The sequence below is a fragment of the Streptomyces sp. genome (assembly GCF_031178505.1).
In the GTDB taxonomy this organism is placed as follows: Bacteria; Actinomycetota; Actinomycetes; order Streptomycetales; family Streptomycetaceae; genus Streptomyces; species Streptomyces gulbargensis.
This window is the reverse complement of the sequence record NZ_JAPSIW010000164.1, coordinates 1-10,987: the sequence shown is the minus strand read 5'-3', so window position 1 is coordinate 10,987 and position 10,987 is coordinate 1. Positions and strand designations below refer to the sequence as shown.

At 71.0% G+C, this 10,987-nt stretch carries 7 protein-coding genes and 4 pseudogenes; 6 read left to right on the top strand and 5 right to left on the bottom strand.

The window, feature by feature from the left end:
* On the bottom strand, positions 1 to 616 hold a 616-nt coding region (locus tag RIF68_RS14010), incomplete at its 3' end, for a cellulose-binding domain-containing protein (protein WP_309051557.1).
* Positions 617 to 678: 62 nt separating this feature from the next.
* Positions 679 to 2,916: pseudogene (locus RIF68_RS14005) on the bottom strand (glycoside hydrolase family 9 protein); the annotation flags it as partial.
* Positions 2,917 to 3,226: 310 nt separating this feature from the next.
* Here RIF68_RS14005 and RIF68_RS14000 point away from each other — a divergent pair.
* The 3 genes and pseudogenes from RIF68_RS14000 to RIF68_RS13990 form a co-directional block, all read left to right on the top strand.
* Positions 3,227 to 3,604: pseudogene (locus RIF68_RS14000) on the top strand (substrate-binding domain-containing protein); the annotation flags it as partial.
* A gap of 285 nt (positions 3,605 to 3,889) precedes the next feature.
* Positions 3,890 to 5,020: a lytic polysaccharide monooxygenase gene (locus RIF68_RS13995; protein ID WP_309051556.1), complete on the top strand. Its 1,131-nt coding sequence runs from the start codon at positions 3,890 to 3,892 to the stop codon at positions 5,018 to 5,020.
* A 531-nt stretch (positions 5,021 to 5,551) separates the two neighbouring features.
* Positions 5,552 to 6,022, top strand: coding sequence for a hypothetical protein (locus RIF68_RS13990; protein ID WP_309051555.1), 471 nt, complete (start codon positions 5,552 to 5,554; stop codon positions 6,020 to 6,022).
* Between the two features lie 152 nt (positions 6,023 to 6,174).
* Here the strand turns inward: RIF68_RS13990 and RIF68_RS13985 are convergent, their stop codons facing one another.
* On the bottom strand, positions 6,175 to 7,575 hold the full coding sequence (locus RIF68_RS13985) for a sulfatase-like hydrolase/transferase (RefSeq protein ID WP_309051554.1): 1,401 nt from the start codon (positions 7,573 to 7,575) through the stop codon (positions 6,175 to 6,177).
* A 121-nt stretch (positions 7,576 to 7,696) separates the two neighbouring features.
* Positions 7,697 to 7,789 carry a putative leader peptide gene (locus RIF68_RS36495; protein WP_375165217.1) on the bottom strand — a complete coding sequence of 31 codons (93 nt, stop codon included), beginning with the start codon at positions 7,787 to 7,789 and terminating at the stop codon, positions 7,697 to 7,699.
* Between the two features lie 531 nt (positions 7,790 to 8,320).
* Between RIF68_RS36495 and RIF68_RS13980 the strand changes: the two are divergent.
* A pseudogene (locus tag RIF68_RS13980) lies at positions 8,321 to 9,258 on the top strand (MerR family transcriptional regulator).
* A 238-nt stretch (positions 9,259 to 9,496) separates the two neighbouring features.
* On the opposite strand, the gene RIF68_RS13975 reads toward RIF68_RS13980, so the two are convergent.
* On the bottom strand, positions 9,497 to 9,865 hold the full coding sequence (locus RIF68_RS13975; RefSeq protein WP_309051558.1) for a hypothetical protein: 369 nt from the start codon (positions 9,863 to 9,865) through the stop codon (positions 9,497 to 9,499).
* A 414-nt stretch (positions 9,866 to 10,279) separates the two neighbouring features.
* Here RIF68_RS13975 and RIF68_RS13970 point away from each other — a divergent pair, with 414 nt between their 5' ends.
* Positions 10,280 to 10,441 carry a hydrophobic protein gene (locus RIF68_RS13970; protein ID WP_309051553.1) on the top strand — a complete coding sequence of 54 codons (162 nt, stop codon included), beginning with the start codon at positions 10,280 to 10,282 and terminating at the stop codon, positions 10,439 to 10,441.
* A 188-nt stretch (positions 10,442 to 10,629) separates the two neighbouring features.
* Positions 10,630 to 10,987: pseudogene (locus RIF68_RS13965) on the top strand (ATP-binding protein); the annotation flags it as partial.

Sequence of the window (10,987 nt, the reverse complement as noted above, 5' to 3'; positions counted from 1 at the left end):
TCCAGTCCTTCGCGAGCCCGTCGACGGACGCGGTGCTGTAGCACTTGCTGAACCACTGGATGCCGTGCGTGCTCATGCCGCGCAGCTGGATGGGGCGGTTGTACTGGTTGCACAGCTTCACGCCGCAGACGCGGAGCTGACCGTTGACGTCCACGGGGGTGCCGGTGCCCGGGCCCGGCGTCGGCTCCCCGCCGCCCGGCGGGGGCTCCACGATGCTGCCCGTGCAGGTGACGCCGTTGAGGGTGAACGCCGTCGGCTTCGGGTTGGCGCCCGTGAAGGAACCCACGAATCCCAGGTCGGTCGACGTGCCGGAGCCCAGCGTGCGGTTCCAGTCGACGGGGGTGGCGGTGACCGTCGAACCGGACTGCGCCCAGGTGGCGTTCCAGCCCTGGACGACCTTTTGCCCGGCGTCGGGCATGGTGAACTGCAGGGTCCACCCGCTGACCGGCTCACCCAGGTTGGTGATCTTCACTGCGCCCTGGAAGCCGCCCTGCCACTGGCTGGTGACGGTGTAGTCGATCTTGCAGCCGACGGCGGCCGCCGCCGGCGGGTTCGACAGGGCCGTGAGCCCGAGGACCGTCGCGCCGGCCGCGATCAAGGCCAAGAGGCGTTTCACCGTGTTCCTCCTCGTACGGGTCGGAAGGAGCCGTCGGGAGCGCTCCCGTGGACCGCCGGTGCGCCTTGGTCGGCCACGAAGGAGGCCATCCAGGTCAGGGCGGAGTTCCAGTTGATGGTGAGCTCGTTGGTCGACCAGGACTGGATGTCGTCGATGAAGCAGAACTGCCCGGTGCAGCCCCGCAGTTTGCTTTGGGCGAGCGGGTCCTGGATGCTCGAGTTCGGACCGCCGGAGAGCGAGCCGGCGGGCGGTTTGGGCAGTTTCGGGTCGAGTTGCCGGGCGTACCAGCGGCTGTGCTGGTTCTGCGCGCTGACCTCGCCGTAGTCCGTGACGTACGAGATGTTCAGGGCGTTGCGCCCCAGGATGTAGTCCATGCTCTGGACGGCCCCGTCGCGGTACTTCGCGCCGCCCGTGATGTCGTAGGCGGTGGCCAGGACGACGGCGTTGTTGAGCATCTGGTGGGTGGATCCCCAGTCGTACCTGTGACCCTCCAAGGCGTACGGCATGCCGTACGGGTGGGCCTTCAGGGTGGCCAGGTAGCGGTCGGCCCCTTCCCGTACGGACCGGCGGACCTCGTCGCGGCCGGGCAGCCGGTTCGGGACGGTGGCCAGGTCGAGGCGGGCGGGGACGGCCGTACGCGCCCAGTCGAAGCTGATCGGCCCGAAGACGTCGGCGGTGTGGACCGGGGAGTGCAGGATGTGGTCCCGGAACTCCCGCCCGCCCGTGGTCAGATACAGCTCGGTGGCCGCCCAGTAGAACTCGTCGCTGACGTCACGGTCGGCGTACGTGCCGCCGCCGATGCCGTCGCTCTCGGAGGCCAGCACGTCGGGGTGGGTGAGGGCCGCGGCCCACGCCTTGCGGGCGGCGGCGAGCGCGGTGGCGGCGAACCGGGGGTCGTACGCCCTGTAGAGGCGGGCCGCCTGGGCGGCGGTCGCCGCGAGGTTCAGGGTGGCCGCGGTGGTCGGCGGGTGCAGTTCGCGCTTCTGCGGGTCGTCGGAGGGCAGCAGGGGCAGGCCGGTCCACTGCTCGTCGTGGATCTTGTGGTGGACCATGCCGGCGAGCGGCTCGCCGTCCGGCACCTGCATCTTCAACAGGAACTCCAGCTCCCAGCGAGCCTCGTCGAGGATGTCGGGGACGCTGTTGCCGCTCTCCGGAATGTTCAGGGTCCCGTCTCCCAGCTTCTCGGCGTGTCCGGTGCGGGCGATGCGGGCGCGCTCGTAGGTGCTGAGGAGCTGCCAGACGGAGATGCCGCCGTTGACGACGTACTTGCCGTGGTCGCCGGCGTCGTACCAGCCGCCGGTGACGTCGAGCGCGTAGTCGCACACGCCCGGCTGGCACGGCACGTTGCCGTCTCCCTGGTTCGGGGCGACGTCGATGTGCCCCGCCTTGCGGCTGTAACCGGGCCGCAGGTCGTCGCGGATCCCGGTCCCGCTGCGCTGGGTGTAGTAGAACTTCACGGCGTCCAGGCGGAGCTTCTCGTACGCCGCGGTGCCGATGTCGAAGGGCCGGCTGGTCTCGCCGTCGGCGACCAGGGTGAGGCCCGACCCGGCCCGGCGGTGGCCGCCGAAGTCGATCGTATGGACGTTCTGTCCGGAGGAGGGGTCCACCCCGCGCGGCACGGTGCGGCCGCTCGCGACGACAGCGCCGGACGCGTTCTTCAGCTGCCAGGGCAGCGGCTCGGTCGCCTCGGTGACGAGCGTGGCGTTCTTGGGGCCGGACGGCAGGTAGGCGACCTGGTTGACCCGGACCCGGGGGCCGGTGTCGGGCTTGTACTCCTCCGGTGGCACCCCGCCGAGCAGGGACACGTCGTCGAGGCAGAAGCGCCAGGGCTCGGCGCCACCGCCGAGCTGGAAGGCGACCTGGCCCTGCGACGTGTCGGCGGGTGAGGTGAACGTGTAGGTGTACGTGTTGCCGGAGACGCTCAGCTGTGGGGCGACCTCGTGGTACGCGTCGTACGGCGCCACTTGGAGCCCCACGACGGCGCGGACGGAGTTGCCCTCGGGGGAGCCGGTCGCGCTGAAGCGGAACCGGTATGACTCTCCCTTGACGAGCGTGAGGTCGTTCTGGCCGACGGCGGCGTCCCAGCGGTTCGCCGTGCCCCCCGGCACGTCGGCACAGAGTCTGCCGTCGGCCGGTCCGACGGTGACGTTGCTCGTCCACCACGCGTCGGTGCCGGTGTCGAAGGTGCCGTTCCTGACCCGTTCGACCTCGTCCGCCCCCGCGGGGCTGGCAGGGACCGCGGTGAGCCCCGCCGAGAGCAGGGCTGTCAGGAACAGCAGGGCGGTTCTGTGTTTGTTCACGTCTCGGCTCCTCACAGGAGACAGGGAGAAAGCCACGGATGGGAGCGCTCCCATCGGGCGGGGTCATACTTGTGGCTGGCGCATCGGGCCGTCAACGCCCCGGACGGGACCCGTTGTCGGGAACGCGTCGACGACTTCGCGCCTCCGGCAGGCACTTCGGGTCCTCAGAGGTGGGCGAGTCGACCGCGGAGTCGTATCGGTCGAGCGCGCGACGGGCCGTGAGATCGGGGGCTCTTGGGGGTGTCGCCATGCCGAGACGCGGTTCGGGCGCACACCGACGCCGGAGGAGGTCGCCGCCCGCGCGGGAGTGGCCGGGCTCGGCGAGGTGCCGTCCCTCGTGGTGGAGGGCGACTTCACCGAGGCCGGCGGGCGGCGGGCGATGGCCGAGCTCATCGCGCGGCACCCCGAGGGCGACGCCGCCTTCGCGGCGCCCGACAGCATGGCCGCCGGTGCGCTGACCGCCCCACTCGCGGCGGGACGGAGGGTGCCGTAGGGCGTGGCGGTGGTCGGCTTCGACGACTTCGAACCGGCCGAGCGGACGGAACCCCCGCTGGACACCGCCCGTCAGCCGGTGGAGGAGATCGGCCGGACCGAGGTGCGGCTGCTCCTCGAGGAGATGGAGGAGCCGGAGGTGGCCTGGCGTCATGGGATCCTGCGAACCCGGCTGAGGGTGCGCGGATCGGCCTGAGGGCCTGCGCGCGGCTCGCGGGCTCGGCCGGTCGGGCGGCAGAGACCTTCGACGCGCTCGGCACTGATGGCTTGTCAGCGGTCCGCGACTCTCCTACAGTCCCCTCCGAAGTCGCGCATGGGAGCGCTCCCAGCCCCGTGCCCGGGACCCAGGGCCCGCGCCCGGAATCCTCAAGTCCGCGCCCGGTCTCCCTGAACCCACGCTCGCGGTACCGCGACCGGAAAGCGAGCCGCAAGGAGGAAAGCAAGAGCCCGAACCACCCCCACACAGGTACAGGAGACATCCATGGTTCGACGCAAGAAACGACTGCTCTCGCTGGCGGCGGCCTTCACGACCCTGCTCGGCGGAATCGGTCTGGTCCTGCTGGGGCAAGGCAGCGCCCAGGCCCATGGCGTCACGATGATGCCCGGATCGCGCACCTACCTCTGTTACCTCGACGCCAAGACCAGCACGGGCGCGATGGATCCGACCAACCCGGCCTGCCGGGCCGCGCTCGACGAGAGCGGTGCCTCGTCGCTCTACAACTGGTTCGCCGTACTCGACTCCCACGCGGGCGGACGCGGCCCCGGTTACGTACCGGACGGAAAGTTGTGCAGCGCCGGCGACCGCTCGCCGTACAACTTCACCGGATACAACGCCGCCCGCGCGGACTGGCCCCGGACGCATCTGACGTCCGGGAAGACGATCCAGGTCAAGCACAGCAACTGGGCCGCGCACCCGGGCTCCTTCCGGGTCTACCTCTCCAAGCCGGGATACGCGCCGACGACGGAACTGGGCTGGGACGACCTGGAGTTGATCCAGACCGTCACCGATCCGCCGCAGACGGGCTCTCCCGGCACGGACGGCGGGCACTACTACTGGAGCCTGAACCTGCCGTCGGGCCGCTCGGGCGACGCGGTGATGTTCATCCAGTGGGTGCGCTCGGACAGCCAGGAGAACTTCTTCTCCTGCTCCGACATCGTCTTCGACGGCGGCAACGGCGAAGTCACCGGCATCCGCGGCTCGGGCGGCACGCCGACCCCGACCCCGACCCCGACTCCCACCCCGACCTCCACGCCGGCCCCGACCCCGACCCCGACCCCGACTCCCACCTCGACCGATCCGCACACCGGGTGCATGGCCGTCTACAACGTGACCAACGCCTGGAACGGTGGCTTCCAGGGCTCCGTCGAGGTGATGAACCACACCACGACGGCACGCGACGGCTGGGCCGTGCGGTGGAAGCCCGGCGCCGGGACGAAGGTCGCCAGTGTCTGGAACGGGGCTCTGACCACCGGATCCGACGGCACGCTCACCGTCGCGAACCTCGACTACAACCGGATCATCCCGCCGGACGGCAGTGTCACCTTCGGCTTCACGGCGACCTCGACCGGCAACGACTTCCCGGTCGGCTCCATCGGCTGCGTCACCCCGTAGCCGCCGCTGCGTGCGAGAGCGCCGCTTCCCACCCCGCACGGGAGGCGGCGCTGCTCCGCGCGGTGTCCGGGCATGCCGGGGTTCATCCGAGGGCGCGCTTGGGTGAGCGGGGCGGAGGACGCCACGTCGGATCATCCGGTGTTGGCACCCGGTTGCACGCGCCGGGGGCGGGGAACGCCGCTGCTCGTGCTCGGTGCTCCGCCTACCGCCCGCCACCCGCCGTGCTCCTGTGGCCGTCGGCGGGCGTGCAGAGCCGCTTCCAGCCCGTTCGGCCCGTCCACCCGTATGTCGAAGCATGAAGTTTCAGCGGTCCTCGTGAGTTTTCGGCAGGAGGTGGGACGGCGGGTGTCTCGCGGAAGGCTCGGTTCAGGGGGAAGCGGGGCGGCGGGTCCAGGGTTGCATGGAGGCCGGGGATGAGAGGCGGTTGTCATCCAGCAACTAAATCGCCTTCCACCATTGATCGAGGGCCTGGGAGGCTGCCTTTTCGTGCCTGTGTCTCCGGAGAGTGCCCATACCGGCGCTCCGAGTCAGGTGAGCGCTGCTACCGCTCCCTACCCGGTGGTGGTCGTGGACGCGACCGGGCAGGTGGTGGAGCTCAACGAGGCGGCGGAGACTCTTCTGCCCAGCGCGCGTGTCGGAGAGGTCCTGTCCTCGCCGGACTGGCTCGCCGCCGCACACCGCACGCCCGCCGCCGGTCAGGTCAGCGGCGCGGTGGGTGAGGGGTTCTTCTCGGCGTCCTCGTCCGTGCTTCCCGGTGGAGGCACGGTGTGGTGGCTGGTGGAGGAGACCCGCTATCGGCCGGCCGAGCGGGAACTGGAGGCCGAACGCGAGCGCGCCCGGTTCCTGGCCGAGGCGTCCAGCGCCCGCCTGGCGTCGCTGAACCTGCAGCGGTACATGGAGGTCACCGCGCGCCTGGCCGCGACCCCGTACGCTTCCACCTGGACCACATCGGCCCACAGCTCCGGCGCGTGCTCGACATCACCGGTACGTACGAACACCTGACCACTGCCGAACCGATCGCACCGACCACCGGAACTTCCCAGGAAGCAACCTGGGAGTGTGGGTGACGTGACGCCGGCTGGTCTTGAACACGGCGAAGCCAGTTGTTCGGAGTACCTGCGCACGGTCCGGCGTACCGCGCGCGCCGACCGCGCTCAGTAGCGAAGGAGCCCCGCGTCGATGCGCTCCCAGGCGGCCCGCAGCTCGGCGAGCCGAGCCTGTTCGAAGGGTGCCCGGTCGGCATGCTCACGGGTGTCCTCGGACAGGTGGAAGAGCTGGTCCCGGCCGGACCTGCCCCGGTAGTACTTCCAGTCGCCGCGGCGCAGTGCCCGCTCGCCCCGCACCCGCCAGAAGAGGTCACGCTCGGGCACCTCGGCGCCATGGAGCAGGTGTCCGGCGAGGCTGATGCCGTCGAGGGGGTACGCGGGGTGGGGACGGGCGCCGGCCAGGTCGAGGAGGGTCGCCGTCCAGTCGGGCGTGAACACCGGCAGGTCACTGACCTGGCCGCCGTCGATCCGCGCCGGCCCGCGCAGGATCGACGGAACCCGGATGCCACCCTCCTGGAGCGAGCCCTTGTTCCCGGCGAGCGGCCAGTTGTAGGAGAAGCGCTCCCCGCCGTTGTCGCTGGCGAAGAAGACGAAGGTGTCCCGCTCCTGGCCGGAGCGCTTCAGCGCGTCGAGGACCTGCCCGATCGAGCGGTCGAGGTCTTCGACCATCTCCGCGTACTTCTCGATCGAGCCACCGTCCTGATGCCAGAGGGCGGAACGGTCGCCGGACTTGATACGGCGGACGATCTCGGCGCTCGCGTCCTCGTCGCCGTCGGCTATCCACGGCCAGTGAGGAGTGGTGAAGTTGAGGTTGAGCAGCCAGGGCCTGTCGTGGTCGCGGCTGACGTACTCGCTCGCCCGCTCGGTGAGGATCCGGGTGTAGTAGCGCAGGTCCTTGTACTCCGCGTCGCCCTCGTAGAGGTCGTATTCACCGCCCAGGCCGAGCTTGGAGTAGTACTCCAGGGCTCCGCCGAAGTTGCCGAAGAACTCGTCCCAGCCGGAGCGGGTGGGGGAGTAGTCGGGAAGGTAGCCGCAGTGCCACTTGCCGATGAGGGCGGTGGCGTAGCCGGAGTCGCGCAGGAGCGAGGCGAGGGTGGGGTGGGTGGGCTCGAGTCCGGCCGACTTGTCGGCGATCGGCTCGGCGAGCCCTCCCTTCGTACGGCCCGGGTAGCGGCCGGTGTAGAGGCTGAAGCGGGTGGGTGAGCAGGTCGCGGAGCCGGAGTACGCGTCGGTGAAACGGACGCCGCCGCGGGCGAGGCGGTCCAGGTGGGGGGTGCGGATGTGCGGGGAACCGTAGGAGGAGAGGTCCGCCCAGCCCAGGTCGTCACCCAGGACGAAGAGGATGTTGGGCCGCCGCGAGTGGCGGCGCGGGTGCGCGGCGCGGAAGGGGCGCTCCCGCTGTTCGGCCGGCGTCGCCTGCGCCGAGGGCGCGGTGGCACCGAGGACGGCCGCGGCGGCGGCACCGGCGGCGGCCCCGCCGAGGGCGCGGCGGGACAGGGGCGTGGACATACGGGTCTCCATGAGGGCGTGCGAAGGTACGGGCAAGCCTCCGGGCCCGGCAGGCGAGGACGGCGCCGCGACCGGGGCGGGGGAGGATGCGGGGGTGGCCGGGGAGCGGAAGGCCGACTGGTCAGAGGCAGCGACAGGCCGCGCTCGCGACACGGACGAGGTCCACGTGCCGGCGCTGGACGAGGGTGACCGAGTGGTCACGCGGGGGCTGCATGGGCCAGGAGTCTCGCCGGGACGGACGAGACGCGTCAACGGTGCGAGGACCGTTGACGCGCGTAGTTCGCATGAACGACACGCACCGTCGGGCAGGCTGGAGCGGCTTCCGGTTCGTCCCCCCCCCTGCCGCCGCCCCCTTTTGCGGGCGCCGGCAGCGTGCCCGGCTGATCGTGGAGTCGACCGACACAGTGCACTCCACGGCTCCGACGGAGTCACGCGAACCCGGACCTGTCCGAGTAGGCGGGCCCAGGTTCCGTCCGTTCCCGTCAACGAATGCCTGTGACCGGCACGCGGCCTCGTCTCAAGCTGCGACGAACGAATCCCTCAGCTCAACGACCCACCTGTCAGGCCGAACGGACAGAACGTACTTGAGGGCACTGACAACCACGTGTCGTCGAGATCCACTTGCGCCGCCGGCAGGACTTTCGGGACACGGCCCGGGGCGACGAGTTGCAACGGCTCCGCCGCGAGCCGGAGACAGCGAGCGCAGACTTGAGTCTCCCGCAGGGGGCGACAGGAAGGTGAGCTCATGGACGGCGACACCCTCTACTCGATCGGCGAACTCGCCCAGCGCACCGGGCTGACGGTGAAGACCATCCGGTTCTACTCCGATCGGGGCATCGTCGAGCCTGCCGACCGCACCCACGCCGGCTACCGGCTCTACGCCCCGGACACCGTCGCTCGCCTTGCCCTCGTGCGAACACTACGAGAACTGGGACTCGGCCTCGCCATGATCCGGCAGGTCGTGGAACACGAACTCACACTCAGCGAAGTCGCCGCCGAACACGCGGCCGCACTTGACGCGCAGATCAGCATCCCGCGTCTGCGACGGGTGGTTCTGACAGCCGCCGCCAGTACGCGAACCCACCCCGAGGAGAGGGAACTCATGCACCAGCAGGCCACGCTGTCCGAAGCCGAACGCCGACGCCTGATCGACGACTTCCTCAACAGCGTCTTCGAAGGCCTCCACCGCGGCTTTCACCACGCCGCAGCTCCGCGTTCCATGACGCCCGAACTCCCCGACAGCCCCACGGACGAACAGATCGCAGCATGGGTGGAGCTGGCTGAACTGTCTCTGGACCCCGATTTCCGCGCCAGTGTGCGGCGCCTGACCGAAGACCACGCGGCCGCCCTGGCCGACGACGCCCCCATGCCCTTCGCCCATACGTGATCGCCATTGTCCGGGATCTCGTCGGACCGGCCGTGGCCCGCGCCATCAGCCCCGACTCGCCCCAGGCCGATCCCGTCGTCGCTGCGCTCACGGCCCACTGCGCGCTCGCCCACGACCGCCCTGATGACGCCGGGCTGCGCCGGTGGCTGCTGCACCGTCTGCAGGCCGCGAGCGATCCGCGCAGGGACGAGTACTTCCGGCTGCTCGCGCTCACCGACGACTGGCCGGCACCGGAACGCCTCACCCCGGTGATCGACTGGTCCGTCACGGCTCTGCGGATACGGTCAGCCCGATGACGCACCCACCCCACAGCTGCACGCGGAGCTGAAAGCTGCCGCGGCCACGGATTCTCGGCACCCCGAGCACTACAGGCACCGACGGACTGGGCCCGCGGGCTCCGACCCAGTCGGGTGGCGCCCCTCGCCGTCCTGATCGCGGTGCCCCCACGTCACACCCGGGGACGCACTCCGGGCCGAGACGTTGACGTCGGACCACCGACACAGGTGCGGGGGACGGGGCTCGCTCCGCCGGGCGCTACTCGGTGCGCAGCGCCGTGGCCGTACGGGCCCTGGCGGCCCAGCCGGCCGGGATCAGCGCGCCCAGCATCGCGATCACGACGCCGCCGAGCCCCAGCAGGAGCAGCTGGGAAGGCCCGTACACATCGAGGACAGGCGACGGCGGACCGGTGCCCACGGCACGCCCCATCACCGGCATGACGACGCCGTGCAGCGAGTGGTCGAGGCGGGCGGCCGGGCCGCGATGGCCGAACTCCGCCATGTGATGGGCCTGCTGGCCGCCCCCGACCACGAGAGGCCCGACAGCCTGGAGCCCCAGCCCGGGCTCGCACAGCTCGACGCGCTCGTCGCACGAGTACGCGCCGCCGGTACGCCCGATCGAGGTCACGGACACCAGCGGCGCCGAAGCGCCCCCGCCGGCGCAGAGCAACGGCCGTGGCCACATGGGGCTGCGCGAGCGCCTGGCCGTTCTGATCGCCCCGGGCGTGGGCGCCTCGTAGTTGATCGATTCCAAGGTCAGCGGTTGTAGCCGATCGGTGACCGGCCGGCCTCCCGGAAAGCACCCTCGACCCCCACTCCTCGGGGGGCGAGGGGTCACAGGTTCACATCCTGTCGTCCCCCCCCCCGTGCATACGCAGGTCAGAGGCCGTGTCGGACGCATCCGACACGGCCTCGGTCCGGTGGGGGACCGCCGGGGGACCGGGCCCCCGCGGCGCGCCTCCGGGTCCGCCGGGGGAAACCCTTGTCCGGGACGGATATCCGACGGGTTGCGGGGCAGGCGGAGGCCTGGAGGTTGATAGGAATGGTTCCCCTTCTGTTGGTTCTGCTCCTCGCCCTGGTCCTTTTCGGGGCCGGTTTCGCGGTGAAGGCGCTGTGGTGGATCGCCGTGATCGTGTTGGTCGTCTGGCTGCTGGGCTTCCTGGTGCGCCCCAAGGGCGGCACCGGCCGCTGGTACCGCTGGTAGCGGAAACCGGAAAGTCATCGACATGTGCACGCGAAGCTCTGCGGGCGCCACCCTCCGACGGGGTGGCGCCCCCACCCTTGTCCCGGGCCCCGCAGCGTCCCCGAGGAAGACGCCGCGCCCCCGCCCTCCGTACCCTGTCGGCGTACGGCCCGGGGGAAGGGCGGCAGTCACGCGAGGAAGGACGGGCGATGAGTGAGGTCATCACCAGGGGGGAACCGCTGCGCCGGCCGCTGTTGTCGGCGAGCGTGACCTACCAGGACTCCGACCGGGAAGCCGGGGTGATCGCGGCGGCCCGTGACTTCGTCGCCGACTTCCTCACCGCCGCGCCGAACACCCGGGGCCGCCCGGTCTCCCAGGACCACGTCGATCTCGCGCGCCTGGTGGTCAGCGAACTGGTGACCAACGCCGTACGCCACGCACCCGGCCCCTGCGAGGTCCTCGTCGAACGCTTCGAGAACGCCCTGGACATCTCCGTCACCGACCGGCTGGACGCCGCCCCCGTCACCCGGCCCCGCGACCCCCGGCGCATCGGGCAGCACGGCCTCG